Here is a 26,672-nt window from a genome sequence, read left to right as displayed (position 1 = left end):
TCAGCATGCATGCCGATGACGGAATAGGCGGCTTCGATCCCGAAGCCGTCAAAGAGATCAGGTCACGGCTCGCCTCGGTGCGTGAGCAGGGTATCCGCATCGGTTTTGCGATCGAAAGCGGCAGCCGCGCCTGGGGTTTTCCGTCTCCCGACAGCGATTATGATTGCCGTTTCGTCTATATCCGCCCTGTTGAGCATCATCTCGCGCTCGCTTCGGCGCGCGATGTCATCGAGTTTCCGATCGTCGGCGATATCGATACCGGTGGCTGGGATCTGCGAAAGGCGTTACTGCTCGCCGTCAAGGGAAACGCGGTGGTGGTCGAATGGCTGAAATCGCCGATCGCTTATGAAGAGGAAGCGGGTTTTCGCTCGCGACTCGGCGCGCTGCTCGATCTCATCATGGTGCCGGAAAAGGTCGCTGGCCATTATGTCGGGCTCATGCGGCAGCATTTTCAGAGCCAGGGCGAAGGGCCGATCAAGCTGAAGAAGCTGCTTTATACCGTGCGTCCGGCCATCGCGCTCGAATGGATGCGGCAGCGTTCGTTTCGTGTGCTGCCACCGATGAATATGCTGGAATGCCTGGAGGCCATCTCGATCGCCCCCGACCTTCGAACGGCGATACTCGATCTCGTGCATGTCAAGAAACAGACACGCGAAATGGGGGAAGGTCAGCCGCCGCCGCTGGTGCGATCCTTTCTGGAGAGCGCGTTCGAACGGTATTCCGGGATATTGCGGGAGTTCGACAGGGATCCGGACAGAGATCAACGCGCGCAACACCTTGCTGACAAATTCTATGTGCAGGAAGTTTTGCAGCGGGACAGTTGAACTGTATCGTTTTTCGGTTAGTTGTTGTCACGGGCAATTTATGCCGTCCGACTTGATTAACCAAAGCGAGTTACGATAATCGGACTTGTCTCACGCCGGTTTCTCTGCGGCGCTAGCCGAACTCAGGAGTATGATGATGCAGTTGCGATATGCGATGACAGGTCTGGTGGTGGCTCTCGCGCTAGCCGGTTGTCAGCGTACGGCATATGATTACAACTCCAGTCCGAATGCCGGGCCGGCGCCGTTGACGGCGCAGCCGGTTCCCTCGGTGCAGGGCGGGCAGCTTCCGCCGGTCAACAATTCGCAGTTCCCGGCGGCGCCGGCGTCGACGGCACCGATGCCCGGTGCGCAGTCTGGCGCAATGGCCGCGAATGCACTCGATGTCACCAAGGAATCGATGGTCGGAAGCTGGCGCGTCAACGGCAGCTGCGACATGTTCCTGACGCTGACCAATCTCGGCAGCGGTTCGCGCGGCGGTACGCGCGGCTGCGTCGGCGAACTGACGGCGATGGGCTCCTGGGAGGTTGCCGGCAAGCAGGTGCTGCTCAAGGACCGCTCGGGCAATCAGCTCGGTAGCGTCTACAAGACGGCCGACAACCGCTTTGAGGGCCAGACCAGCACAGGCCAGCAGATCAGCCTCAGCCGGTAAAAGAACCGGCGCGGTAAACCAACCGGCGCGGTAAACGATCCGGCGGGCTCCGCCGATGACTGACAGGCGGATATGCCCTCATGCAACCCATGCCGGACTACGCGCTCAGCGTCTGCGAACAGCTTAAAGCGCTGACCGCCTCGGGCGCGCTTCAGGTCGATTCTGCCCAGATGGACGTGGCAAAGAGCCTTGACCGGGTGCTGGCCGGGCTGAAGCAGCGACGGCCGGCGGCAAAATCGAGCGCACTCGGCTGGCTGTTTGCCGCCAAGAAGAAATCGGCCGTTGGCATTAAGGGGCTTTATATCCACGGCAGCGTCGGGCGCGGCAAGACCATGCTGATGGACATGTTCTTCTCGATGGCGCCGTGCCGGAAGAAGCGCCGGGCGCATTTCCACGAATTCATGGCGGATGTGCACAACCGCATTGCGGCGCACAGGCTGAAGCTCAAGAACGGCGAGACGAAGCAGGCCGATCCGATGCCGCCGGTTGCTGCAGCCCTTTACGAGGAAGCGGAGCTGCTCTGCTTCGACGAATTCACGGTCACCGACATCGCCGATGCGATGATCCTGTCGCGGCTGTTCTCCGAGCTTTTTGCGCGCGGATGCGTGCTGGTCGCGACGTCGAATGTCGAGCCCGACAATCTCTACACGGAGGGTCTCAATCGCGGCCTGTTCCTGCCCTTCGTCGCTCTTCTCAAACAGCATGTCGACGTCGTCACCCTGGATTCACCGACCGATTACCGGATGGAGAAGCTGAGCAGCCAGCCGGTCTATCTGGTGCCGATCAGCGATCACAACGACATGGCGATGGATGCGTCCTGGACGCAGGCGCTGCACGGGCGAAAGGCGCAGCCGCTCGATATTCCGATGAAGGGGCGCCACATCCACGTGCCGCTCGCCGTCGAGCGCATGGCGCGGTTTTCCTTCGCCGATCTTTGCGACAAGCCGCTGGGTGCTGCCGATTTTCTCGCCATCGCCGAGCGCTTCGATATGGTCTTTCTCGATCACGTTCCCTTGCTGGGGCCGGAAAAGCGCAACCAGATCAAGCGCTTCATCATCATGGTCGATACCTTCTACGATCATGCGGTGCGTCTTTATATTTCGGCGGCGGCGATGCCGGAGGAGCTTTTGGTGCACCGCCGGGGCACCGAAGGCTTCGAATTCGACCGCACCGCATCGCGGCTGTTTGAGATGCGCAGCGCCGAATATCTTGCGCTGCACCATGAGAAGCGAGCCGCAGAGTAACAATTCGGTGACACGGTGTCTTACGTTTACGTAAGAATTTTTGTATCTAAACGATTGAAAATGCTGCATCAAAATTAATGCATTGCCATTTTTAGGCTTTGGGTCTATGCGATTGCGTCATTGGGCGGTGCCTTGCTCGGCGTCGCTCGACGAATTTGATCGCAAAGGAAACAGCGAAATGGCGCGTAACAAGATCGCACTCATTGGTTCTGGCATGATTGGTGGCACGCTGGCGCACCTCGCCGGCCTGAAGGAACTGGGCGACATCGTCCTCTTCGACATTGCCGACGGTATCCCCCAGGGCAAGGGTCTCGATATTTCCCAGTCCTCGCCGGTCGAAGGCTTCGACGTCAACCTGACGGGCGCCAGCGACTATTCCGCGATCGAAGGCGCTGACGTCTGCATCGTCACCGCAGGCGTTGCCCGCAAGCCGGGCATGAGCCGCGACGATCTTCTCGGCATCAACCTCAAGGTCATGGAACAGGTCGGCGCCGGCATCAAGAAATATGCCCCGAACGCCTTCGTGATCTGCATCACCAACCCGCTCGACGCCATGGTCTGGGCGCTGCAGAAGTTTTCGGGCCTCCCGGCCAACAAGGTCGTCGGCATGGCCGGCGTTCTCGACTCCTCGCGCTTCCGGCTTTTCCTCGCCAAGGAGTTCAACGTCTCCGTCCAGGACGTCACCGCCTTCGTGCTCGGCGGCCATGGCGATACGATGGTGCCGCTCGCCCGCTACTCGACGGTCGGCGGCATTCCGCTCACCGACCTCGTCACCATGGGCTGGGTCACCAAGGAGCGCCTCGAAGAGATCATTCAGCGCACCCGTGACGGCGGCGCCGAAATCGTCGGCCTGCTGAAGACCGGCTCGGCCTACTACGCCCCGGCCGCCTCGGCGATCGAGATGGCCGAATCCTACCTCAAGGACAAGAAGCGCGTTCTGCCCTGCGCGGCTCACCTTAGCGGCCAGTACGGGGTCAAGGACATGTATGTCGGCGTTCCCACCGTCATCGGCGCCGGCGGCGTCGAGCGCATCATCGAGATCGATCTCAACAAGACCGAGAAGGAAGCCTTCGACAAGTCCGTCGGCGCCGTCGCCGGTCTCTGCGAAGCCTGCATCAACATCGCGCCTTCGCTGAAGTAGTCGACGCGCTGAAGTCATAAAACAGGGATAGACCCATGAACATTCATGAATATCAGGCCAAGGCTCTGCTGAAGGGCTATGGCGCGCCGGTTGCCGAGGGTGTGGCTATTCTCAAGGTTGAAGAGGCCGAGGCTGCCGCCAAGTCGCTTCCCGGCCCGCTTTACGTGGTCAAGAGTCAGATCCACGCCGGCGGCCGCGGCAAGGGCAAGTTCAAGGAACTGGGCCCGGAGGCCAAGGGCGGCGTGCGTCTCGCCAAGTCGATCGACGAAGTGGTCGCCCATGCCAAGGATATGCTCGGCAACACGCTGGTGACGGCGCAGACCGGCGAAGCCGGCAAGCAGGTCAACCGCCTCTACATCGAAGATGGTGCCGACATCGCTCGCGAGCTCTATTGCTCGCTGCTGGTCGACCGTTCGGTCGGCCGCGTTGCCTTCGTCGTATCGACCGAAGGCGGCATGGACATCGAAGCTGTCGCCCATGACACGCCGGAGAAAATCCAGACGATCGCCATCGATCCGGAAGCCGGCGTGACGGCTGCCGACGTTGCTGCGATCGTCAAGGCGCTCGCCCTCGAGGGTGCGGCCGCCGAAGATGCCAAGTCGCTCTTCCCGGCGCTCTACAAGGCCTTCAACGAGAAGGACATGGCGCTGCTCGAGGTCAATCCGCTGATCGTCATGAAGGACGGCCGCCTGCGCGTTCTCGACGCGAAGATGTCCTTCGACGGCAATGCGCTCTTCCGTCACGACGACGTCAAGACGTTGCGCGACGAAACCGAAGAGGATGCCAAGGAAATCGAGGCCTCGAAGTGGGACCTGGCCTATGTCGCGCTCGACGGCAATATCGGCTGCATGGTCAACGGCGCGGGCCTTGCCATGGCGACGATGGATATCATCAAGCTTTACGGCAAGGAGCCGGCCAATTTCTGCGACGTCGGCGGCGGCGCCGGCAAGGAGAAGGTTGCTGCGGCTTTCAAGATCATCACCGCAGATCCAAAGGTCGAAGGCATTCTCGTCAACATCTTCGGCGGCATCATGAAGTGCGATGTCATCGCCGAGGGCGTCATTGCCGCGGTCAAGGAAGTCGGCCTCAAGGTTCCGCTGGTCGTGCGTCTTGAAGGCACGAATGTCGAGCTCGGCAAAAAGATCCTGAACGAGTCGGGTCTGGCCATCACGGCGGCTGACGACTTGGACGATGCGGCCAAGAAGATCGTCGCGGCGATCAACGGCTAATTTTGAAGGATCTGAAAGAATGTCTATTCTCGTCAATAAAGACACCAAGATCCTCGTTCAGGGTCTGACCGGCAAGACCGGTACGTTCCATACCGAACAGGCACTTGCCTATTACGGCACGCAGATGGTCGGCGGCATCCACCCGAAGAAGGGCGGCGAAACCTGGACCGGCGCCAAGGGCGAAAGCCTGCCGATCTTCGCAACCGTTGCCGAGGGCAAGGAAAAGACCGGCGCCGACGCGACCGTCATCTATGTTCCGCCGGCCGGTGCTGCCGATGCGATCATCGAGGCGATCGACGCCGAGATCCCGTTCATCACCTGCATCACCGAAGGCATCCCGGTCATGGACATGGTGCGCGTCAAGGCTCGCCTCGACCGCTCCAAGTCGCGACTGCTTGGGCCCAACTGCCCGGGCATCATGACGCCAGAAGAATGCAAGATCGGCATCATGCCGGGCTCGATCTTCCGCAAGGGTTCGGTCGGGATCGTCTCCCGCTCGGGCACGCTGACCTATGAAGCCGTGTTCCAGACCTCCAACGAAGGCCTCGGCCAGACGACGGCCGTCGGCATCGGCGGCGACCCGGTCAAGGGCACCGAGTTCATCGACGTGCTGGAAATGTTCCTGGCCGACGCAGCCACCCAGTCGATCATCATGATCGGCGAAATCGGCGGCTCGGCAGAGGAAGACGCAGCGCAGTTCCTCAAGGACGAAGCCAAGAAGGGCCGCAGCAAGCCGATGGCCGGCTTCATTGCCGGCCGCACGGCGCCGAAGGGTCGCACCATGGGCCATGCCGGCGCCGTGGTTTCCGGCGGCAAGGGCGATGCGGAATCGAAGATCGCGGCGATGGAATCGGCAGGCATCAAGGTGTCGCCGTCTCCGGCCCGCCTCGGCAAGACGCTGGTTGAAGTCCTCAAGGGCTAAACCAACTTATACCCCGGGCGGAGGAGCGGCATCTGCGCTTCCGCCCGGTCTTGACGGCACGAGACATGCAGATGCGCCGCGGACAGGCGGCAATGGGAATGCGGCAGCCGGCGATCAAGCCGGCAAATTCATCAAAGTCAGGAGGCGGACGGAAGCGTCCGCATATCACCATGGCACGGCAAGAAGCCAACGAGCAGTTCCAGATCACCTCGTTTCTGGATGGCGCCAACGCTGCCTATATCGAGCAGCTTCACGCGCGCTACGAAGAGGACCCGGCATCGGTCGACGATCAGTGGCGCGCCTTCTTCAAGGCGCTGGAGGAAGATCCCAGCGATGTGAAGAGGGCGGCCAAGGGGGCTTCCTGGCGCAAGAAGAACTGGCCGCTTCAGGCCGGCGGCGACCTGGTGTCGGCTCTCGACGGCGATTGGGGCATCGTCGAGAAGGTCATCGAAACCAAGGTCAAGGCCAAGGCCGAAGCGCAGGGCAAGCCCGCCGACGGCGCCGATGTGCTGCAGGCGACGCGCGATTCCGTGCGCGCCATCATGATGATCCGCGCCTATCGCATGCGCGGCCACCTGCATGCCAAGCTCGACCCGCTCGGCATCGCCGCTTCGGTCGACGACTATCGCGAATTGTCGCCGGAGAATTACGGCTTCACATCCGCCGATTACGACCGCAGGATCTTCATCGACAACGTGCTCGGCCTGGAATACGCGACCATCCGCGAGATGATCGATATCCTCGAGCGCACCTATTGCTCGACGCTCGGCGTCGAATTCATGCACATCTCCAATCCGGAAGAGAAGGCCTGGATCCAGGAGCGTATCGAAGGACCGGACAAGGGTGTCGCCTTCTCGGCGGAAGGCAAGAAGGCAATCCTCGCCAAGCTGGTCGAAGCCGAAGGCTACGAGCAGTTCCTCGACGTCAAGTTCAAGGGCACCAAGCGTTTCGGCCTCGACGGCGGCGAGTCGCTGATCCCGGCTTTGGAGCAGATCCTCAAGCGCGGCGGTCATCTCGGCCTCAAGGAAGCCGTGTTCGGCATGGCCCATCGCGGCCGCCTCAACGTGCTGTCCCAGGTCATGGGCAAGCCGCACCGGGCGATCTTTCACGAGTTCAAGGGCGGCTCCTACGCGCCTGACGAAGTCGAAGGCTCGGGTGACGTGAAGTACCATCTGGGTGCTTCCTCCGACCGTGAATTCGACGGCAACAAAGTGCATGTCTCGCTGACGGCAAACCCGTCGCACCTCGAAATCGTCGACCCTGTCGTCATGGGCAAGGTGCGCGCCAAGCAGGACATGAGCGCCACGGTATGGGATGGCGACATCATTCCGCTGTCCGAACGCGCCAAGGTTCTGCCGCTCTTGATCCATGGCGATGCCGCCTTCGCCGGCCAGGGCGTCATTGCTGAAATCCTCGGCCTTTCCGGCCTGCGCGGCCACCGCGTCGCCGGCACCATGCACGTCATCATCAACAACCAGATCGGCTTCACCACGAACCCGGCCTTCTCGCGTTCGTCGCCCTATCCGTCCGACGTCGCCAAGATGATCGAGGCGCCGATCTTCCACGTCAACGGCGACGATCCGGAAGCGGTGGTCTATGCGGCCAAGGTCGCGACCGAATTCCGCATGAAGTTCCACAAGCCTGTGGTGGTTGACCTGTTCTGCTACCGCCGCTACGGCCACAATGAAGGCGACGAACCGTCCTTCACCCAGCCGAAGATGTACAAGGTGATCCGCGGCCACAAGACCGTGCTGCAGCTCTATGCGGCGCGCCTCGTCGCCGAGGGCCTGCTCACCGAAGGCGAAGTCGAGAAGATGAAGGCCGATTGGCGCGCCCATCTCGAGCAGGAGTTCGAGGCCGGCCAGCACTACAAGCCGAATAAGGCCGACTGGCTGGACGGCGAGTGGTCGGGCCTGCGCGCCGCCGACAATGCCGACGAGCAGCGCCGCGGCAAGACCGCCGTGCCGATGAAGACGCTGAAGGATATCGGCCGCAAGCTGTCCGAGATCCCGGCGGGCTTCACCGCACACCGGACGATCCAGCGCTTCATGGAAAACCGCGCCAATATGATCGCCACCGGCGAGGGTATCGACTGGGCGATGGCCGAAGCGCTCTCCTTCGGCGCGCTCTGCGTCGAAGGCAGCAAGATCCGCCTGTCCGGCCAGGATTGCGAACGCGGCACCTTTTCGCAGCGCCACTCGGTTCTCTACGATCAGGAAACCGAGGAGCGCTACATCCCGCTCGCCAATCTTTCGCCGACGCAGGGGCGCTACGAAGTCATCAATTCGATGCTTTCGGAAGAGGCCGTGCTCGGTTTCGAATATGGCTACTCGCTGGCCCGCCCGAATGCGCTGACGCTCTGGGAAGCGCAGTTCGGCGATTTCGCCAACGGCGCGCAGGTGGTCTTCGACCAGTTCATCTCGTCGGGCGAACGCAAGTGGCTGCGCATGTCGGGCCTCGTCTGCCTGCTGCCGCATGGCTATGAGGGCCAGGGTCCGGAACACTCCTCGGCCCGCCTCGAGCGTTTCCTGCAGCTCTGCGCTGAGGATAACATGCAGGTCGCCAACGTCACGACGCCGGCGAACTACTTCCACATCCTGCGCCGGCAGCTGAAGCGCGACTTCCGCAAGCCGCTGATCCTGATGACGCCGAAGTCGCTGCTGCGCCACAAGCGGGCGGTCTCGACGCTTGCTGAAATGGCCGGTGAATCCGCCTTCCACCGCCTGCTCTGGGACGATGCTGAGGTGATCAAGGACGGCCCGATCAAGCTGCAGAAGGACAACAAGATCCGCCGCGTCGTCATGTGCTCCGGCAAGGTCTATTACGATCTTCTCGAAGAGCGTGAAAAGCGCGGCATAGACGACGTCTATCTGCTGCGTGTCGAACAGCTCTATCCGTTCCCGGCAAAGGCGCTGATCAACGAGCTGTCGCGCTTCCGCAATGCGGAGATGGTCTGGTGCCAGGAAGAGCCGAAGAACATGGGCGCATGGTCGTTCATCGACCCCTTCCTCGAATGGGTGCTCGCCCATATCGATGCAAAGTACCAGCGCGTCCGCTATACCGGCCGTCCGGCCGCCGCCTCGCCGGCGACGGGCCTGATGTCCAAGCATCTGTCGCAGCTCGCCGCATTCCTCGAGGATGCATTGGGCGGCTAATACAAGGGGGGGCGCAATGGCTTATTTCTTTCTGAGACTGCTGCCGCCGCGCCCCACTTTCCCGCATGACGGGACCGGAGAGGAAATGGCGGCGATGAAACGCCATGTCGAATATTGGCACCGGCACGCCCTTGCGGGATCGGCGATCGTCGTCGGCCCCGTCTTCGAGGGTGAAGGCGCCTTTGGCATGGCGATCGTCGAAGTCGAGGATCAGGCGGCGGCACAGGGTCTTGCCGATGGCGACCCGATCATCGCTTCCGGTTTCGGCTTCCGTTTCGATATCCTGCCGATGCCCTCGATCATCTTGCGGCCGCCGGCCGTCTGAAACGCTTAAAACGAACACACACGAAATCAGGATCTGAACAATGGCCACAGAAATCCGCGTTCCAACTCTCGGTGAATCCGTCAGCGAGGCAACCGTCGGCACCTGGTTCAAGAAGGTCGGCGACGCCATCAAGGCCGACGAGCCGATTCTCGAGCTTGAAACCGACAAGGTGACCATCGAAGTTCCGGCGCCGACCTCCGGCACGCTTTCGGAAATCGTCGTCGCCGCCGGCGAGACCGTCGGCCTCGGCGCGCTGCTCGGCCAGATCGCCGAAGGTGCTGGCGCTGCCGCCGCGCCCGCTGCTGCCGCACCCGCCGCCGCTCCTGCCCAGCCAGCTCCGGCTGCTCCCGCTCAGCCGGCGCCGGTTGCCGCTGCTGCCGCATCGTCGTCGAGCGCCTCCGTCTCCACCATGCCGCCGGCGCCGGCGGCTTCGAAGATGCTGGCCGAAAGCAATCTTTCCGCCGATCAGATCGACGGCAGCGGCAAGCGTGGCCAGGTGCTGAAGGGCGATGTCATCGCCGCCGTCGCCAAGGGTATTTCCGCTCCGGCTGCCGCACCGGCGGCAGCGCCCGCTGCTGCGCGCGGCCCATCGACGGTCGAGGATGCCTCGCGCGAAGAGCGCGTGAAGATGACGCGCCTGCGCCAGACGATCGCCAAGCGCCTCAAGGACGCGCAGAACACCGCCGCCATGCTCACCACCTACAATGAGGTGGACATGAAGGCGGTCATGGATCTGCGCAACAAGTACAAGGACATTTTCGAGAAGAAGCACGGCGTCAAGCTCGGCTTCATGGGCTTCTTCACCAAGGCGGTGACGCATGCGCTGAAGGAACTGCCGGCGGTCAATGCCGAGATCGACGGCACCGACGTTATCTACAAGAACTACTGCCATGTCGGCATGGCCGTCGGCACCGACAAGGGTCTGGTCGTTCCCGTCATCCGCGATGCCGATCAGATGTCGATCGCCGAAGTCGAGAAGGAACTCGGCCGTCTTGCCAAGGCAGCCCGTGACGGCTCGCTCTCCATGGCCGACATGCAGGGCGGCACCTTCACCATCACCAATGGCGGCGTTTACGGTTCGCTGATGTCGTCGCCGATCCTCAACGCACCGCAGTCCGGCATTCTCGGCATGCACAAGATCCAGGAGCGGCCGGTGGCGATCGGCGGCCAAGTGGTCATCCGTCCGATGATGTATCTGGCGCTGTCCTATGATCACCGCATCGTCGACGGCAAGGAAGCGGTCACCTTCCTCGTGCGCGTCAAGGAAAGCCTGGAAGATCCGGAACGTCTGGTTCTCGATCTCTAGAGTATTTGTTTTCACGCAATTCCGGACGCAAAAACCGCTGCACACTTTTGCTGGAATTGCTTTAAGGGGAGCGCTTTCGATGCGGAACCGGATCATGCGAGCGGCGCGCCTTCTTCTCTGCGCTGCCGCCGCGCATGTCCCGGTCTCCGCAGCGGCCGCCGGCTTCGATATCGGCAAGGCAAGCAGCAATTTCGAGCTGGTGACGCTCAGCGATGCCGAACTCACCGGCCGGTCGATCGGCGTGATTCATATGGGCAATGTCGAGCTGACCTCGGGGCGCATCGTCGCGGCCGATCCGCTCGCTCAGCCCGATCGTCCGGCGCTGGCAAGAACGGTTGCGCCGGGCGACTATCCGGTAACGCTCTACAAGGCCTTCGGCCGCATCGCCGCCGCCGGCATGCGGTTTGCCGAGGGCGAGCCGGATCACTGGGAGCTTGCGGTCCTGCCCGGGCAGGACGTAGCGACGCTGAAAGACGGCGAGATCTTCGGCTATCCCGTCGATGCCGGCCTCGGCTGTTACATGGATGCTGATACGCTCGGTCTGATGGGAGAGCGGGAAGCGCAGATGCACGCGCAAAAGCCTGACGCCGATATCAATTATTACGACGATGTGCTGGCCGCGGATCTCGATGCCAACAAGGGCGCTTACGCGCTGCACCGGCCGGTCGCCGGCAAGAAGGGCAATATCGCGGTATTCTGGAGTGGCTGGGGCGACGGTTTCTATCCCGTCTTTTGGGGGCTGGATAAGGACGGACGGGCGCTGGTGCTGCTGACGGATTTCAGTGTCGTCGAGAATGCCGACGGGCGGAAGGAGCCGAAGCTGCAATGAGCGGAAGGATCGGGATCACGGCTGGGAAAGGCGTGGCTGCGATCGCAGCCGCCGCGTTTTTCGCCGTTCCGGCGTCCTCGCTCGGCGCAGCATGCAAGCAGGAGCGGGCCGTCTATATCGATCGCGACGGCGCCTATGAATTGCGCTTTGCACCGCTGAATTCCGCCTCGGCCGCCGCCAGCAACCAGTTCAAGGTCAGTGCCCTCAAGACATCGGTGGTGATGGAAGGCTATGTCATGCCATCGGAGGATCCGGTGCGCGCCATCGGCATTCTGATGTTCAATTGCCCGGAGGGTGATGCGACCGGCGCCGATCTTAATGCCTGCACGGTCTGGCAGGGCGCCGTCTACGGCATGGATGCCAGGGGCGAGTTGGACAATCTGCAGCCGGAGGGTTCTGCGGCGGCCGAAAGGCTCGTGCTCCCCGGTCTTGGTCCTGCCATCCGCGAATCCAGCGCCTGGGGCGAAGGCAAGGCGTCCGTGGCGCCATGGGACGTGCTTGTTTTCAAGGAGTGTGCGACATGAGCGATAGCCCTGTTGTTCTCGTGACCGGCGGTAGCCGGGGCATCGGCGCTGCCGTCTGCCGCCTCGCCGCGCGCCGCGGCTGGCGCGTCGCGGTGAACTACGCCGCCAACCGCCAAGCCGCGGAAGCCGTCGTCGCGGCGATTGCCGCAGATGGCGGCGAGGCCGTGGCGATAGAGGGTGATGTCGGCAAGGCCGCCGATATCGCCGCGATGTTTGCAGCGGTCGACCGCCATTTCGGCCGGCTCGACGGCCTCGTCAACAATGCCGGCATCGTCGACTATCCGCAGCGGGTCGATGAGATGTCGGCAGAGCGGATCGAGCGCATGCTGCGCGTCAATGTCACCGGCTCCATCCTCTGCGCCGCAGAAGCCATACGCCGCATGTCGAGCCGGCATGGCGGCCAGGGCGGAGCGATCGTCAACATCTCGTCGATGGCGGCGATCCTGGGCTCGCCGACGCAGTATGTCGATTATGCCGCCTCGAAGGCGGCGATCGATACGTTCACGGTCGGGCTTTCGCGCGAGGTCGCCGCAGAGGGCATTCGCGTGAATGCCATCAGGCCCGGCGTCATCGAAACCGATCTCCATGCATCCGGCGGGCTGCCGGAGCGGGCGCGCGAAATGGCGCCGTCGATCCCGCTGCGGCGGGCCGGCACGGCCGAGGAGGTGGCGGATGCGGTCCTCTATCTTCTGTCACCCTCGGCTTCCTATATCACCGGCGCGATCCTCAATGTGAGCGGCGGCCGCTAAGAGACAGGGCGAAAACAGCATGCAGTATATTTTCGAATTCCTCGGCCTGATGGCGGTTTTCTCGATCTTCATCGTCGTTCCGGGCGCTGATTTCGCCGTCATTCTGCGCCAGAGCATCGTGCATGGGCGGCGCGCCGCCATCATGACCGGGCTCGGCATGGGTTTCTCGCTGCTCTTTCATATCAGCTACACGATCCTCGGCCTCGGCCTGATCGTCTCCAAATCGCTGATGCTGTTTGCGATGATCAAATGGGCGGGTGTCGCCTATCTCGTCTATCTCGGCATCAAGTCGTTCCGCGAACCGGGCTTCAGCGTGCAGGAGATCGAGGTGACGGCCGAGGACCGCAAGCCGGTCTCGATGCTGACATGCCTCGGCATGGGCTTCATCACCAATGCACTGAACCCGAAGCCGGTGCTGTTTTTCCTGTCCTTGTTTTCGACGCTCGTCCATCACGACACGCCAGCGCTGATCCAGTTCTCCTACGGCATCGGCATGGCGACGGCGCTGGTCGCATGGTTTGCCGGCGTCTCCTATTTCTTCACGGTCAAGGCGATCCGTGACCGCTTCATTGCCAGCGGCAAATGGTTCAACCGCATTACCGGAGCAGCACTCGTCGGCTTCGGCTTCCGCCTCGCGCTGTCGCGCGCGGCCGACTAAACGAAAAATCCAAAGGGAAAGAAGCAATGTCCTACGATGTGATCATTATCGGCACCGGCCCGGGCGGCTATGTCTGCGCCGTCAAAGCAGCCCAGCTCGGCCTCAAGGTCGCCGTCGTCGAAAAGCGCGCGACCTATGGCGGCACCTGCCTGAACGTCGGCTGCATTCCGTCGAAGGCGCTGCTGCATGCCTCCGAAATGTTCCATCAGGCCGGCCACGGCATGGGCGCGCTCGGGATCGACATTCCGGCGCCGACGCTCAATCTCGGCAATATGATGGCCCACAAGGACGCGACGGTGAAGTCGAATGTCGACGGCGTCGCCTTCCTGTTCAAGAAGAACAAGATCGATGCCTTCCAGGGCAGCGGCAAGATCGTCTCGGCCGGCAAGGTCGCTGTCACCGCCGCGGACGGCGCCGTGCAGGAGATCGAAGGCAGGAACATCGTCATCGCCACCGGCTCCGACGTCGCCGGCATTCCCGGCGTGCAGGTCGAGATCGATGAGAAGACCATCATCTCCTCCACCGGCGGCATCGCGCTGGAAAAGGTGCCGGAAACGCTGATCGTCGTCGGCGGCGGTGTCATCGGGCTCGAGCTCGGCTCTGTCTGGTCGCGGCTCGGCGCCAAGGTCACCGTCGTCGAATATCTCGACACCATCCTCGGCGGCATGGACGGCGAAGTCTCCAAGCAGTTTCAGCGCATGCTCGCCAAGCAGGGCATCGATTTCCATCTCGGCGCCAAGGTCACCGGCGTCGAAAAGGGCGACAGGGGCGCCAAGGTCACCTTCGAGCCGGTCAAGGGCGGTGACAAGGTGGTGCTCGATGCCGAAGTCGTGCTGATCGCCACCGGCCGCAAGCCCTATACGGCGGGGCTCGGCCTCGAAGAAGCGGGTGTTGTGCTCGACAATCGCGGCCGCGTCGAGATCGACGGTCACTTCAAGACCAATGTCGCCGGCATCTATGCGATCGGTGATGTGGTCAAGGGGCCGATGTTGGCGCACAAGGCGGAAGACGAGGGCGTGGCGCTTGCCGAAATCCTCACCGGCCAGCATGGCCACGTCAACTATGAGGTCATTCCGAGCGTCGTCTATACCCAGCCGGAGATCGCTTCGGTCGGCAAGACCGAGGAAGAGCTGAAGGCGGCCGGTATCGCCTATAAGGTCGGCAAGTTCCCGTTCACGGCAAACGGTCGCGCCCGCGCGATGCTGGCGACCGATGGCTTCGTCAAAATTCTCGCCGACAAGGAAACCGACCGGGTGCTCGGCGGCCATATCGTCGGCTTCGGCGCCGGCGAGATGATCCACGAGATCGCTGTGCTGATGGAATTCGGCGGCTCGTCGGAAGATCTCGGCCGCACCTGCCACGCGCATCCGACGATGTCGGAAGCGGTCAAGGAGGCAGCGCTCGCGACCTTCTTCAAGCCGATCCATATGTAACTTACATATTCGTAACAAAGCATTCAGCCGCTTGCCGTGAGGCAGGCGGCTGTTTTATTTGTTGCGCATCGCGGAATTCAGCATTTGACGAAGGGTAGGAAATGCAGCGGCCGCCCGCCAAAGGATACAGCCTCAGCCAGCGCTTTCTTCATTGGACGGTGGCGCTGCTGATCTTCTTCAATCTGCTGTTTCCCGACGGCATGAATGTCTGGCACCGGCTGATGCGCAGAGGCGGGGTGCCGACGCCGGAGCAGGTTGCGTCGGCGAACATCCATGCCTATGTCGGCATCGCCATCCTGCTGCTTGCGGTTGTCAGGCTCGGGCTGCGTTTCATCAACGGCGCGCCGGCCGAGGCCGCGGAGGAGCCGGCGATCTTCCGTCTTGCGGCGAAGCTTGCCCATGCCGGTCTCTATATCCTGATCTTCGCCATGCCGCTGACCGGCATCGCCGCCTACTATTTCGGCATCAATCCCGCCGGATCGTTCCATGCGGATGTGCTGAAGATCATTCTCTGGGCGCTGATCGCGGCGCATGTCGCAGGCGCGCTCCTCCATCAGTTCTATTGGAAAACCAATGTGCTGCGCCGCATGACGCTCGGCTGAGCGCTCGCTCAGTTCACGGCGGTGACGGTGAAGCCCTGCCGGCGCAGCAGTTCAACCAAACCGTCGCCGCCGGGCAGATGCGCCGCTCCGACGGCAACCATGGTGCGCCCTTTGTCGAGATAGGGCTTCGCCCTTTCCGCCATGACCTTGTTTCGATCCGTTATCACACGGTTCTCGAATGCTTTTGCAGCAGCCTGATCTGTCGAAACGAACTCCATCAATGAGAAGATCATTCCGACGTCGCCGTGATCGTATAAGTCGATCATCGTCTCGGATATGTCATCCATACCATTGGGAAGTGCCAGAAATTCCCGCAGGTTTTGAAGCATGAGATTGTCCGGGACATCCGACATGGCTTCAAGTTGTTCGACCGGCGTTTCCAGGCCGACCAGACGGATGCCATCATTGAGCGCGCCGAGAGCAAGAGACTGGTCCAGTACTTTAAAGCCCTTTGCGCTGCGCCTGGCGTCGCAACCGCGTGTCTGCAGTCCCATATAGATGAACCATGGCCGCATCTTCGCCATCAGGTTCATACTGATTCCCTTTTTCTTCAAACCGGCAGCGACGTCGCTGGTTGCATCGGGCGGCAGGATATGATCGAGCGTTTTGTCACCTTGAAGCGTCGTCAGTTCGGGATGCTTCAAGATTTCCATCGCAAGTTTTTCCGGCTTTGCGACCTCCGCCAACTCGACGGTTAGAGTGTCGATAGTCTCATAGGCATCGTAAAATCCTTCCGGCAGATCCAAAACACGGGGATCGCTCACATGCATCGTGCCGAGCAACCAGGAAGGCTCAAGACCTGATTTTTCGATTTTCCAGAAGATCGCATTGCCGTTCGGTATCGTCTCGGCTCTCTCAACTGCTTTTCTGAAACGAACGGGATCTTCCTTCTCCAGTCGGGTGAAAAGATTCTGGCCCGGGCAGGCCAACTCGTCATCCGCCAAGGCATGCGAAAAGGAAAATATCGTCAGCACCGCCGCCATGATGAGCAGTGCGCCGTTCCCGAACGTGGAAAGACCTGTCGAGGCTGCTCTCGAGGTGAAAACCATATTGTGGCTGAGCATCGAAAACTCTTCTTAGGAGAAAAGGTTGTAAATACCGCCAAATGACGTATGCAAACTGAGGTTGTCAATCTCGACGAGACTAACTACCGGGCTCGGGCCTAGTTCACCGCAGTCACGGTAAAGCCCTGCTGGCGCAGCAGTTCGATGACGCCGGCCTTGCCGGGCAGGTGCAGGGCGCCGACCGCCATGAAGACATTGCCGCCGTCGAGAATGGGGGCGGCGCGCTCGGCCATCACCTTGTTTCGGTCGAGGATGACGCGCTGTTCGAAGGCGGCGTAGTCGCTATCTTCGCCTTGCTTCTCCGGCGTCACGGTCTTCAGCATCGGCATGGTCATGCCGATATCGCCGGAGAGATAGAGGGCGGTCATCGTCTCGACGACGTCGCTCATCTTGTCGCCGAGCTCCAGCGTCTCGATCAGCGACTTCAGGTGGAATTCGATCGGCAGGTCGGCCATGGCCTGGATCTGCTCGGCAAGCGTTTCCAGCCCCTTGACCTGCTTGCCCTGAGCAACGGCGTCGGTCGCGATCTTCTGATCGAGGAACTGCACGCCTTTGGCCTTGCGGGCGATCTCGCAGGCCGGCAGGGCGACGGCGCTCGAAATCATCCAGGGCCGCATGCGGGAGACGGCGCCGAGCGGGATACCGCGCTGCTTCAGACCGGCTTCGAGGCGTTTGTAGTCCTCGGGGGAGAGCAGCTTGTCGATCGTCGTGCCGTCGGTGAACATCGTCAGTTCCGGCCTTGCGAGCAGGGCGGCGGTCGCCTTGCGTTCATCGAGAATCTCGTCGGATTCGATGATGATCGTATTGGCCGCGTCGTGGGCGGCTTGGGCGCGCGGCGGCAGGGCCAGCACGCGAGGATCGGTGACATGCATGCTGCCAAGCAGCCATGAAGGCTGAACTCCTGCTTTTTCGATCTTCCAGAAGATGCCCTTGCCGTTCGGCGTTGCGTCGGCTTCCTTTACCGCCTCGGCGTAGCGGGCGGGATCGTTCTGCTGCAGCTCGACCATCAGGTTGCGGCCGGTGCAGGCCGCCGCGTCTTCGGCCGCCGCCGGCCTTGCAGCCAGGAAGGCCAAAAACAGGGCGGCAAGAAGCAGCATATGAAAGGCCGCAATCAGCCAGAGCAGCAGATTGCCGGGTGCTGCGAGAAAAGTCCGGCGGCCGATTGATGTCGTCATGATGGTGTTCCGGTCACATGCCTTGTGGATTCATGCTCTACGCCCGGCTTGCGCATATTCCTTTAAGAGAATGCGTTAACGAAAGCTTAGGGTCTTTCTTGCTCCGGCAGAATGTTCAATCTGACCAGAAAAGGCTTTAAGCGCGCGGGTGTGCCCGATCATACACCTCGAGCAGCCGCGACGCATCGACGCCGGTATAGACCTGCGTTGTGGACAGGCTGGCATGGCCGAGCAGTTCCTGAATGGTGCGCAGGTCGCCGCCGCCGGCAAGCAGGTGGGTGGCGAAGGAATGGCGCAGCGCATGGGGTGTCGCCGACTCCGGCAGGCCGAAGGCGCTGCGCAGTTTCTGCATGGCGCGCTGGATGATCGCCGGCTGCAATTTGCCGCCGCGGGCGCCGCGAAACAGCGGCTCGCCGGGCTCGAGATGATAGGGGCAGAGCATGCGGTATTTCTCGACCGCGTCGAACACCACGGACAAAAGCGGCACCAGCCGCATCTTGTTGCCCTTGCCGGTGATGCGCAGCGTTGTGGCGCCCTGCTGCAGGTCGGAAGGAATGAGATCCAGCGCTTCGGAGATGCGCAGGCCGCAGCCGTAGAGCAGCGTCATGACGGCCGCATCGCGCGCGGCGATCCAGGGTTCGTCGTGGAGCTGGGCTTCGTTGCTGACGACGGTGATCGCCTGCGTGTCCGACAGCGGCTTGGGCAGCGATTTCGGCTGTTTCGGCGAGCGGATCGCAGCAGCACCCGCGGCATTGACCAGACCCTTTTTTTCCAGGTGGCGCAGCAGCGAACGCAGGCCGGCGAGATTGCGGCCGAGCGAGCGGGCGCCGGAGCCCTGCTTGCGCCGGGCGGCCAGGAAGGCGCGGAAATCGGCAGGGCGCAGCTCCCTGATATCGCCAAGCGTCGCCGGGCCGGCGAGATGGCCGGTCAGGAAGGTCAGGAACTGGCGGGTGTCGCGCTCATAGGCATCGAGCGTATGCTCGGAAAGACGGCGCTCGCGGGCGAGATTTTCGAGCCACGCGGCCCGTTCCGCCATCAGGTGCGGATCGGCGATAACAAGCAGTTCGTTCACATCGCTGGCCTTGAATTTGCCTTCAAGTCCGCCAATTTGAAACAGGAACGGTTATGGAATTGCTAATGCCGGCCAAGCCTTTGTCATCCTTAGATCATATTCCACTGCGATAGCTTGTAGCCCACAGACAGGATCTTTCATGGCACGGCGCGACTCCATGACGGCTTTCGGACAGCTCGCGGAAGCGATCGCTCTCGTTTCACAGGGAAAGCCGGGTCATATCGTCGATGCGCTGATTGCCGAACGTGGCCAGAGGATCGTGAAAAATCCGCTCTGGCCCGTCATGCGGCCGTTCCTCTACACGCTGCTGCGCTACAACAAGGCGATCGAATTCGCCAATGCGGTGGCCAAGATGCCGGGTTTCCAGTCGTTCGAATATCTGAGCGAGGTGCTGAAACTCGATATCGGCATCACCAATGGCGAACGGATTCCGAATGCCGGCGGCTTCATCCTCGTCAGCAACCACCCTACAGGCATTGCCGACGGTGTCGCGGTGTTCGATCTGCTGAAGACGCGCCGGCCGGATATGATGTTCTTCGCCAACCGCGATGCGATCCGGGTCAATCCGCGGTTTGCCGAGATGGTCATTCCCGTCGAATGGCGGGAGGAGCACAAGAGCAAGCTCAAGGCGCGCGAAACGCTGCAATTGACCAACCACGCGGTCAGAGAAGGCAAGGCGACGGTGCTTTTCCCGTCGGGCCGCATCGCCTTTTGGGCGAACGGCCGGCTGAACGAACGCCCATGGAAGACCTCGGCGGTCGGGCTGGCGCGCAAATACAATCTGCCGATCCTGCCCGTCCATATGACGGCACGCAATTCCGGCCTGTTCTACTGGTTGGCGAAATGGTCGACGGAACTTCGCGACATGACGGTCTTTCACGAACTCTTGAACAAACGCGGCGACCGCTTCGATTTCGTGATCGGTAATCTCATTCCGGCCGAACATCTGGACGGCGACCTCAACGAGGTGACCAAGGCACTGGAGAAACATACGGTGCACGATATGGCGGCGGATGGCGACGCGAGTTTCGTGCCGGTCAGCCTGCCGGCTGCAGCACCGCCTCGCGAGCTTCCCGTTGCCGCGGTCTAAATAGGGTTCGCCATGAGGGTCGATATCCGCGTGATCCGCGATCGATTGCCGCGGGAGATCGCAGACCTCGAAAGCGAGGCGCGGCGGGAGGGCCATCTCCATATCACCCGCCTTGTCGACGAATGGTGGGCCGGCGACATCAGATTCGAACGTGACGGCGAAATTCTGCTTGGCGCCTACGTCGGGCAGGCGCTTGCCGGCGTCGGGGGTATGACCCTCGAACCCGCCCTATCCGGAGCGTTGCGGATGCGGCGTTTCTACGTCAGTTCCGAGATGCGTCGGCGCGGCGTCGGCCGACTGCTGGCCCTGGCGCTGCTCAATCATGCGCGGGCTTTCAGCGGTGTCGTCACCGTTCATCCGGGCAATCCCGGCGCGGTCAAATTCTGGGGTGCTCTCGGGTTTCGGCGCTACGGGCCGGAGGGCGATATACATCGTCTCGAAATTGCCCGCATTCCCGCCGGTCGGGATGTTTCGGGCGCGTCCTTCACGCTTTAAGCTTCACGCCCCGATCTCTTCGAGGCGGATGGCCTGACGCGCCAGCAATCGCTCGACATCGGCAATATCGAGCGCCGAGAGATTGGAGCCCGGCTTGCGCAGGGTGGCGGATTTTATCACGCCGCGCTTGGCAAGAACGTATTTGCGGCAGGCGAGGCCGATGCCCTGCTGCTGTTCGTAGCGGGCGAGCGGCAGATAGGCATCGAAGATGTCTTGGGCGCGATCCGGATTTCCGGCCGTATAGGCCGCGACGACGCCGACCATCATCTCCGGATAACAAAAGCCGGTCATTGCGCCATCGGCGCCGCGGCCCATCTCTTCGGGCAGGAACAGTCCGCCATTGCCGCAAAGAATGGAGATGCGCCGCATGGCGCCCTTGTCGCTGGCGGCGCGGAGTGCGGTGATCTTGGCAAGACCCGGCCAGTCCTCGTGTTTGAGCATGACGCAATTCGGCACCTCGCTGACGATACGCTCGATGACCTTGGGCGCGATCGTCACATTGGTGGTGAGCGGATAATCCTGCAGCACGAAGGGCGTATCGCCGAGGGCTTCGCCGACCGACTGATAGAAGGCGAAAGCCTGGTCGTCGGTCTTGACGGTCCAGGGCGGCGCGACCATGACGCCGGCAGCACCCTCGCCGATGACGGCTTCGGCCAGTTCGCGCATCGGCGCAAGGCCCGGCGCCGACACACCGACGACCACGGGCAGGCGCCCGTCGAGGCGCTTCAGCACACGCTCGACGACGATCCGCGATTCCTCGGCGGTCAGCTTTGGGGCCTCGCCGAGCTGGCCAAGCACCGTCAGGCCGGTGACGCCGGCGGCCTCGTAGAAATCGACCATGCTGTCGATGCTGCCGAGATCGAGCGCGCCGTCATCGGCGAACGGGGTTACGGCGATCACGTAAACGCCCTTGGCATTCTCGGTCAGTCTGGCCATCAGGTGTTCTCCCATTCAGCGGCCGAAGAGCGGGCTCCGGCATGTCGAACAATCTTTCCGGCAATCTATGCGGCCACTCGCCCGCCCCGCAACTCTTTCGTATAGGCATGGGCAATCTCGCCGAAACGGGTCGTGGTTTAGATTCTCGGCCCGATGCGCCGCCCCGTCTTTGCGGTTCCAATTGCATCGATTTGCGGGCATGGTCTCGCCCGATGAGCACAGATTCGTCCGATCTCTTTGGCGCGCTTTTCGAGGCACCGCCCGCGAACCGAACGGTTCCCGTGCTGGTGCCGATGCCGGCGCCAAAACCCTATTCCTATTCGGTGCCTGAGGGCATGGCGGTCGAGCCGGGCTCGGTCGTGCAGGTGCCGCTCGGGCCGCGGCAGGTGATCGGCGTCGTCTGGGACGGCGGCGAGGATGGCGTCGATCCGAAGAAGCTTCGGCCGATCAGCCATGTCTTCGACTGCCCGCCGCTATCTCGGGAAATGCGCGATTTCATCGATTGGGTCGCGACCTATACGCTCTCGCCGCCCGGCCTCGTCGCTCGCATGGCGCTGAGGGCGCCGAACGCCTTCGAGCCGGAACCGATGGTGGAGGGGCTGAAATTCGTCGGCGGCGAACCGGAGCGGATGACGCTGGCGCGCGCCCGGGTGCTGGACACGGCCTCCGACGGTTTGTCCTGGACGCGCAGCGGCCTGGCGCATGCGGCGGGGGTCTCGACCAGCGTCGTCGACGGGCTGATCACGCTTGGGATCTTCGAGACGATATTCCTGCCGCCGCCGCCGGTCGTGGCGATGCCGGATCCCGAATTTGCCGCCGCGCGTCTCGAAGGGCCGCAGAAAGAGGCGGCCGCAGAGATCGTTTGCGATGTTCGCAAGGGCGAATTTTCGGTGTCGCTGATCGACGGGGTGACCGGATCGGGCAAGACCGAGGTCTATTTCGAGGCGATCGCCGAGACGCTGAAACGCGGCAAGCAGGTGCTGATTCTGCTGCCGGAGATCGCGCTGACGGCAAGTTTCATGGAGCGTTTCCAGGATCGTTTCGGGGCAAAGCCGGCCGAATGGCATTCCGATCTCGCGCCGCGCATGCGCGAAAAGGTCTGGCGCCAGGCGGTAACCGGCGAGGTCCGCGTCGTGGCCGGCGCCCGCTCGGCGCTGTTCCTGCCTTTCGAGGATCTCGGCCTTATCATCGTCGACGAGGAGCATGATCCGGCCTACAAGCAGGAGGATCGCGTCTTCTACAATGCTCGCGACATGGCGGTGGTGCGCGGCCGTATCGGCGATTTCCCCGTCATTCTGGTGTCGGCGACGCCGTCGGTCGAAAGTCAGGTCAACGGGCAGAGCGGGCGCTATAGCACCGTCCACCTGCCGACGCGTTTCGGCGACGCGGCGCTGCCGGACCTGCATCTGGTCGACATGCGCCGGCACGCGCCGGAGCGCGGCGGCTTCCTGTCGCCGGTGCTGATCCGGGCGATCGGCAAGACGGTGGAGAAGCGCGAACAGGCGCTGCTCTTTCTCAATCGGCGCGGATATGCGCCGCTGACGCTCTGCCGGGTCTGCGGCCATCGCTTCCAATGCCCGCAATGTTCGAGCTGGCTGGTCGAGCATCGTTTCCGCAAGCAGCTGCAATGCCACCAATGCGGCCATGCCGAGCGCACGCCGGAGGCGTGCCCGGAATGCGGCACGCTCGACCATCTCGTTGCCTGCGGGCCGGGCGTCGAGCGCATCGCCGAGGAGGTGGAGCGGCATTTTCCGGAGGCGCGGACGATCGTTCTCTCCTCGGATATCATGGGCGGGGTGAAGCGGCTGCGGCTGGAACTGGAGGCGATCGCCAAGGGCGAGGCCGATATCGTCATCGGCACCCAGCTCGTCGCCAAGGGGCATAATTTTCCTCTGATGACGCTGGTCGGTATCGTCGACGCCGATCTCGGCCTTGCCAATGGCGACCCACGCGCCGCCGAGCGCACCTTCCAGCTTCTGTCGCAGGTGACGGGCCGGGCCGGGCGCACCGGTCTCAAGAGCCATGGGCTGCTGCAGACCTATCAGCCGCAGCATCCCGTGATGCAGGCGATTGTATCAGGCGATTCCGATGCCTTTTACGAGCGCGAGATCACCGAACGCGAACGCGCCATATTGCCGCCCTTCGGCAGGCTCGCCTCGATCATCGTTTCGGCCGAAACCCGTCATGATGCCGAAAACCATGCGCGCGGTATGCGCAACGCCGCACCGCAGGTCTCGGGCATCTCGGTGCTCGGCCCGGCCGAGGCGCCGCTCGCGCTGGTGCGCGGCCGCCACCGCTTCCGGCTTCTGGTGCACGGCCGGCGCAACTCCGACATGCAGGGCTTTTTGCGGGCAATGCTGTCGCAATCGCCGAAGGAGCGCGGATCGGTGCAGGTGCAGCTCGATATCGATCCCCAGAGCTTTCTGTAGATCGTTCCGCGCGCTGCGTTTCCGGATGCGGCCGATCATGGCATAAACGCAGAATCAGCGGATGGATTTGGGGTCGAGGCATGGAGTTTGAATTTCCGACGGAATTTGGTGAGCAGCTTGCCTTCGGCGCAGCCGCCTTCACAGCCTTTGCCGGCTTCGTCATCATGTTTGCGCCCGGTCTTGCGATGAGGGTCTTCGGCCTGGCGCCGCGCGGCGAGCGGCGTGAAGGTTTCAGCGAGGTCCGATCGATGGGCGGTTTCTATCTCGGTCTTGGCCTCGGTGCTGTCATGCTGGCTCAGACGTTAATTTATACCGTCTTCGGCGCAGCGTTTGCCATGGCGGCGTTTGCCCGCATCGTCTCCATTCTGTCAGATAAGGGGAGTACGTACCTCAACTATTTACTTCTGGTTGTGCAGGCGATTATCGCGGCATTGCCGCTGCTGTATGTTTTCGGCTTCTTCCAGACATAATTTCGCCGCCGGCGGCGGCTTGCGCGGCTCGCTTTCAGGCCATTGCGCAATTTTGCGGACAGAAATGCATTTGAAAGGCGTATTCGGGCATTACGCGTGTTGCGAGTCCGAACATCCTATGTTAGACGGACCCCGAATTTCGGAAGAAGCAAGAGGCTTCTCTTGTGATTTCTGGGGGAAATCAAAACGAATTCAAGATCATAGGTTCGGCGCCCGCCGAGAGCCGGATTTTGGATTGAAATCAGGGAAATTTGTGCCAGTGGCAGACACGTCCCAGCTTACATCTGGTGTTGCCGAGCGCTATGCCTCGTCGCTTTTCGATCTGGCGCTCGAGCAGGGCGCCGTCGACAGCGTAACCGCCGATCTTGACCGTTTCCAGGCGATGCTGGATGAGAGCGCCGATCTGAAGCGCTTCGTCGCAAGCCCGGTTTTCTCTGCCGAGGACCAGCTGAAGGCGATCGTCGCCATCAGCGAGAAGGCCGGAATCAGCGGCTTCTTCGCCAATTTCCTGAAGGTCGTGGCGCGCAACCGCCGCCTGTTTGCCCTGCCGGGCATGATCAAGGCCTTCCGCATCATCGCCGCGAACCATCGCGGTGAAATCTCCGCCGAGGTCACCTCGGCGCATGCGCTTTCGCAAGCGCAGGAAACCGAATTGAAGGTGGCACTCAAGAGCGTTACCGGCAAAGACGTGACGATTGCCGTCACGGTTGATCCGTCAATTCTTGGTGGTCTGATCGTCAAGGTCGGGTCCCGCCAGATTGATACGTCTCTTCGTACCAAACTCTCCACTCTTAAGCTCGCATTGAAAGAGGTTGGCTGATGGATATCCGCGCCGCGGAAATTTCCGCAATTCTCAAAGACCAGATCAAAAATTTCGGCAAGGAGGCAGAAGTCTCGGAAGTCGGCCAGGTTCTCTCCGTCGGTGACGGTATCGCCCGCGTCTATGGTCTGGACAATGTCCAGGCCGGCGAAATGGTCGAGTTCCCGGGCGGCATCCGCGGCATGGCTTTGAATCTCGAATCCGACAATGTCGGCGTCGTCATCTTCGGCTCCGACCGCGACATCAAGGAAGGCGACACCGTCAAGCGGACCGGCGCCATCGTCGACGTTCCTGTCGGTCCGGAACTGCTTGGCCGCGTCGTCGACGCGCTCGGCAACCCGATCGATGGCAAGGGCCCGATCAACGCGACGCGCCGCTCGCGTGTCGACGTCAAGGCTCCCGGCATCATTCCGCGCAAGTCGGTTCATGAGCCGATGTCGACCGGCCTCAAGGCCATCGATGCGCTGATCCCGGTCGGCCGCGGCCAGCGCGAGCTGGTTATCGGCGACCGCCAGACCGGCAAGACCGCCATTCTTCTCGACGCCTTCCTCAACCAGAAGGCCATTCACGAGAACGGTCCTGAGGGCGAGAAGCTTTACTGCGTCTACGTCGCCATCGGCCAGAAGCGCTCGACCGTTGCCCAGTTCGTCAAGGTGCTCGAAGAGCGCGGCGCACTGAAGTATTCGATCATCGTCGCGGCAACCGCTTCCGATCCGGCGCCGATGCAGTATCTGGCTCCGTTTGCCGGCTGCGCCATGGGCGAATATTTCCGCGACAACGGCATGCATGCGCTGATCGGTTACGACGACCTGTCGAAGCAGGCCGTTTCCTACCGCCAGATGTCGCTGCTGCTGCGCCGCCCGCCGGGCCGCGAAGCCTATCCGGGCGACGTTTTCTACCTGCATTCGCGTCTGCTCGAGCGCGCTGCGAAGATGAACGACGACCAGGGCGCCGGTTCGCTGACCGCTCTGCCGGTCATCGAAACCCAGGGCAACGACGTGTCGGCTTTCATTCCGACCAACGTGATCTCGATCACCGACGGCCAGATCTTCCTTGAAACCGACCTGTTCTACCAGGGTATCCGCCCGGCCGTGAACGTCGGTCTGTCGGTCTCCCGCGTCGGCTCGTCGGCGCAGATCAAGGCGATGAAGCAGGTTGCCGGCTCGATCAAGGGCGAACTCGCCCAGTATCGCGAAATGGCCGCCTTCGCCCAGTTCGGTTCGGACCTCGACGCTGCGACGCAGCGCCTGCTGAACCGCGGTGCACGCCTGACCGAACTCCTGAAGCAGCCGCAGTTCTCGCCGCTGAAGACGGAAGAACAGGTCGCGGTGATTTTTGCCGGCGTCAACGGCTATCTCGACAAGCTGCCGGTCGCTTCGGTCGGCAAGTTCGAGCAGGGCTTCCTCTCGTATCTGCGTTCGGAAGGCTCCGCCATCCTCGACGCGATCCGCACGGAAAAGGCAATCAGCGACGATACCAAGGGCAAGCTCACCGCTGCTCTCGATACCTTCGCAAAGTCTTTCGCGTAATC

25 protein-coding genes are annotated in these 26,672 nt (G+C 62.1%); 21 read left to right on the top strand and 4 right to left on the bottom strand.

Features of this window, described 5'->3' with window-relative positions; genetic code table 11:
• Positions 1 to 5: 5 nt before the first annotated feature.
• The 15 genes from BBJ66_RS32255 to BBJ66_RS32185 all read left to right on the top strand — a co-directional run bounded on the left by BBJ66_RS32255 (position 6) and on the right by BBJ66_RS32185 (position 15,590).
• The gene (locus BBJ66_RS32255) at positions 6 to 824 is read left to right on the top strand and encodes a nucleotidyltransferase domain-containing protein (protein WP_071093290.1); all 819 of its coding nucleotides are present in this window, start codon (positions 6 to 8) and stop codon (positions 822 to 824) included.
• Positions 825 to 960: 136 nt separating this feature from the next.
• Positions 961 to 1,473, top strand: a complete 513-nt coding sequence (locus BBJ66_RS32250) for a protease inhibitor Inh/omp19 family protein (RefSeq protein WP_012559213.1) — start codon at positions 961 to 963, stop codon at positions 1,471 to 1,473.
• Between the two features lie 80 nt (positions 1,474 to 1,553).
• Positions 1,554 to 2,717 (top strand): cell division protein ZapE, encoded by a 1,164-nt coding sequence (gene zapE, locus BBJ66_RS32245; protein ID WP_049733452.1) that lies wholly within the window; start codon positions 1,554 to 1,556, stop codon positions 2,715 to 2,717.
• A 178-nt stretch (positions 2,718 to 2,895) separates the two neighbouring features.
• Positions 2,896 to 3,858: a malate dehydrogenase gene (mdh, locus tag BBJ66_RS32240; protein ID WP_049733453.1), complete on the top strand. Its 963-nt coding sequence runs from the start codon at positions 2,896 to 2,898 to the stop codon at positions 3,856 to 3,858.
• Between the two features lie 35 nt (positions 3,859 to 3,893).
• Complete coding sequence (gene sucC / locus BBJ66_RS32235; RefSeq protein WP_049733454.1) at positions 3,894 to 5,087, top strand: ADP-forming succinate--CoA ligase subunit beta; 1,194 nt, start codon at positions 3,894 to 3,896, stop codon at positions 5,085 to 5,087.
• Between the two features lie 19 nt (positions 5,088 to 5,106).
• A complete protein-coding gene (gene sucD / locus BBJ66_RS32230) occupies positions 5,107 to 6,009 on the top strand; it encodes a succinate--CoA ligase subunit alpha (RefSeq protein WP_049733455.1) in 903 nt (300 codons plus the stop codon).
• A 170-nt stretch (positions 6,010 to 6,179) separates the two neighbouring features.
• Positions 6,180 to 9,164, top strand: a complete 2,985-nt coding sequence (locus BBJ66_RS32225; RefSeq protein ID WP_049733512.1) for a 2-oxoglutarate dehydrogenase E1 component — start codon at positions 6,180 to 6,182, stop codon at positions 9,162 to 9,164.
• A 16-nt stretch (positions 9,165 to 9,180) separates the two neighbouring features.
• A complete protein-coding gene (locus BBJ66_RS32220) occupies positions 9,181 to 9,489 on the top strand; it encodes a YciI family protein (protein ID WP_071093289.1) in 309 nt (102 codons plus the stop codon).
• A 40-nt stretch (positions 9,490 to 9,529) separates the two neighbouring features.
• Positions 9,530 to 10,795 (top strand): 2-oxoglutarate dehydrogenase complex dihydrolipoyllysine-residue succinyltransferase, encoded by a 1,266-nt coding sequence (gene odhB / locus BBJ66_RS32215; protein WP_071093287.1) that lies wholly within the window; start codon positions 9,530 to 9,532, stop codon positions 10,793 to 10,795.
• Positions 10,796 to 10,874: 79 nt separating this feature from the next.
• Positions 10,875 to 11,624: a DUF4241 domain-containing protein gene (locus tag BBJ66_RS32210; RefSeq protein WP_071093285.1), complete on the top strand. Its 750-nt coding sequence runs from the start codon at positions 10,875 to 10,877 to the stop codon at positions 11,622 to 11,624.
• Entirely contained in the window at positions 11,621 to 12,148 is a 528-nt protein-coding gene (locus tag BBJ66_RS32205; RefSeq protein ID WP_071093283.1) for a hypothetical protein, read from the top strand. The genes BBJ66_RS32210 and BBJ66_RS32205 overlap by 4 nt, the downstream gene beginning before the upstream one ends.
• Positions 12,145 to 12,897 carry a glucose 1-dehydrogenase gene (locus BBJ66_RS32200; RefSeq protein WP_071093281.1) on the top strand — a complete coding sequence of 251 codons (753 nt, stop codon included), beginning with the start codon at positions 12,145 to 12,147 and terminating at the stop codon, positions 12,895 to 12,897. The genes BBJ66_RS32205 and BBJ66_RS32200 overlap by 4 nt, the downstream gene beginning before the upstream one ends.
• Before the next feature lie 19 nt (positions 12,898 to 12,916).
• Entirely contained in the window at positions 12,917 to 13,555 is a 639-nt protein-coding gene (locus BBJ66_RS32195; RefSeq protein ID WP_049733461.1) for a LysE family translocator, read from the top strand.
• A 26-nt stretch (positions 13,556 to 13,581) separates the two neighbouring features.
• Complete coding sequence (gene lpdA, locus BBJ66_RS32190; RefSeq protein WP_071093279.1) at positions 13,582 to 14,988, top strand: dihydrolipoyl dehydrogenase; 1,407 nt, start codon at positions 13,582 to 13,584, stop codon at positions 14,986 to 14,988.
• Positions 14,989 to 15,089: 101 nt separating this feature from the next.
• The gene (locus tag BBJ66_RS32185) at positions 15,090 to 15,590 is read left to right on the top strand and encodes a cytochrome b (RefSeq protein ID WP_071093277.1); all 501 of its coding nucleotides are present in this window, start codon (positions 15,090 to 15,092) and stop codon (positions 15,588 to 15,590) included.
• Between the two features lie 8 nt (positions 15,591 to 15,598).
• On the opposite strand, the gene BBJ66_RS32180 is transcribed toward BBJ66_RS32185, so the two are convergent.
• From BBJ66_RS32180 to BBJ66_RS32170, 3 genes are all read right to left on the bottom strand, one after another.
• Positions 15,599 to 16,654 carry a TraB/GumN family protein gene (locus BBJ66_RS32180; protein WP_071093275.1) on the bottom strand — a complete coding sequence of 352 codons (1,056 nt, stop codon included), beginning with the start codon at positions 16,652 to 16,654 and terminating at the stop codon, positions 15,599 to 15,601.
• Between the two features lie 98 nt (positions 16,655 to 16,752).
• The gene (locus BBJ66_RS32175) at positions 16,753 to 17,829 is read right to left on the bottom strand and encodes a TraB/GumN family protein (RefSeq protein ID WP_071093273.1); all 1,077 of its coding nucleotides are present in this window, start codon (positions 17,827 to 17,829) and stop codon (positions 16,753 to 16,755) included.
• A gap of 136 nt (positions 17,830 to 17,965) precedes the next feature.
• Positions 17,966 to 18,901 carry a tyrosine recombinase XerC gene (locus BBJ66_RS32170; RefSeq protein ID WP_049733466.1) on the bottom strand — a complete coding sequence of 312 codons (936 nt, stop codon included), beginning with the start codon at positions 18,899 to 18,901 and terminating at the stop codon, positions 17,966 to 17,968.
• A gap of 139 nt (positions 18,902 to 19,040) precedes the next feature.
• Here BBJ66_RS32170 and BBJ66_RS32165 point away from each other — a divergent pair, with 139 nt between their 5' ends.
• Positions 19,041 to 19,991, top strand: a complete 951-nt coding sequence (locus BBJ66_RS32165) for a GNAT family N-acetyltransferase (RefSeq protein WP_071093271.1) — start codon at positions 19,041 to 19,043, stop codon at positions 19,989 to 19,991.
• Between the two features lie 12 nt (positions 19,992 to 20,003).
• The gene (locus BBJ66_RS32160; protein WP_071093269.1) at positions 20,004 to 20,486 is read left to right on the top strand and encodes a GNAT family N-acetyltransferase; all 483 of its coding nucleotides are present in this window, start codon (positions 20,004 to 20,006) and stop codon (positions 20,484 to 20,486) included.
• A gap of 3 nt (positions 20,487 to 20,489) precedes the next feature.
• Here the strand turns inward: BBJ66_RS32160 and BBJ66_RS32155 are convergent, their stop codons facing one another.
• On the bottom strand, positions 20,490 to 21,422 hold the full coding sequence (locus tag BBJ66_RS32155; protein ID WP_071093267.1) for a dihydrodipicolinate synthase family protein: 933 nt from the start codon (positions 21,420 to 21,422) through the stop codon (positions 20,490 to 20,492).
• Positions 21,423 to 21,634: 212 nt separating this feature from the next.
• On the opposite strand from BBJ66_RS32155, the gene BBJ66_RS32150 reads away from it, so the two are divergent.
• From BBJ66_RS32150 to atpA, 4 genes are all read left to right on the top strand, one after another.
• Positions 21,635 to 23,851, top strand: a complete 2,217-nt coding sequence (locus BBJ66_RS32150; RefSeq protein WP_071093264.1) for a primosomal protein N' — start codon at positions 21,635 to 21,637, stop codon at positions 23,849 to 23,851.
• An 80-nt stretch (positions 23,852 to 23,931) separates the two neighbouring features.
• Positions 23,932 to 24,321: an AGROH133_08824 family phage infection protein gene (locus BBJ66_RS32145; protein ID WP_049733471.1), complete on the top strand. Its 390-nt coding sequence runs from the start codon at positions 23,932 to 23,934 to the stop codon at positions 24,319 to 24,321.
• A gap of 253 nt (positions 24,322 to 24,574) precedes the next feature.
• Positions 24,575 to 25,141, top strand: coding sequence for a F0F1 ATP synthase subunit delta (locus BBJ66_RS32140; protein WP_003589849.1), 567 nt, complete (start codon positions 24,575 to 24,577; stop codon positions 25,139 to 25,141).
• Complete coding sequence (gene atpA / locus BBJ66_RS32135) at positions 25,141 to 26,670, top strand: F0F1 ATP synthase subunit alpha (protein ID WP_049733472.1); 1,530 nt, start codon at positions 25,141 to 25,143, stop codon at positions 26,668 to 26,670. Before BBJ66_RS32140 ends, atpA begins: the two co-directional genes overlap by 1 nt.
• Positions 26,671 to 26,672: the final 2 nt, after the last annotated feature.

Source organism: Rhizobium sp. RSm-3 (assembly GCF_001854685.1).
GTDB lineage: Bacteria > Pseudomonadota > Alphaproteobacteria > Rhizobiales > Rhizobiaceae > Rhizobium > Rhizobium ecuadorense.
This window is presented reverse-complemented; position numbering and strand designations above follow the sequence as displayed.